At 57.9% G+C, this 290-nt stretch carries 1 pseudogene; it reads right to left on the bottom strand.

Going from position 1 to position 290, the window contains the following annotated elements:
* Positions 1–290, bottom strand: a pseudogene (locus tag QP363_RS12975) (phage tail protein); the annotation flags it as partial.

Below are 290 nucleotides of genomic sequence, written 5' to 3'. Positions count from 1 at the left end.
CGATCATGGCTTCGGAGGCGAGGTTGGCTTTCAACACGTCGCCGAAAATGCGGATCTTGCCGGAGGTGGAGTTCATCTCGTCTCCGAGATCATCGACCGCGCCCTCAAGACATCCTGCGTCCTTCGCAGCCCCCTTCGCATCATCACCGGCACCGTCTACCTCGTTCCCGAAATCAGAGAGGGCGTCGTTGTTGGCTTTGAGTTCGCCTTCAAGGCGGTTGAGCTCCGCGCCTGCGTTGTTGAGCTGGATCTGCCAATTCTTCGTCCGCGAATCATTCTCACCAAACGAG

Origin of the sequence: Corynebacterium sp. UMB6689 (assembly GCF_030215295.1) — a bacterium.
GTDB classification, from domain to species: domain Bacteria; phylum Actinomycetota; class Actinomycetes; order Mycobacteriales; family Mycobacteriaceae; genus Corynebacterium; species Corynebacterium aurimucosum.
The sequence above is the reverse complement of the archived record's forward strand: the minus strand, read 5'-3'. Positions and strand labels throughout refer to the sequence as shown.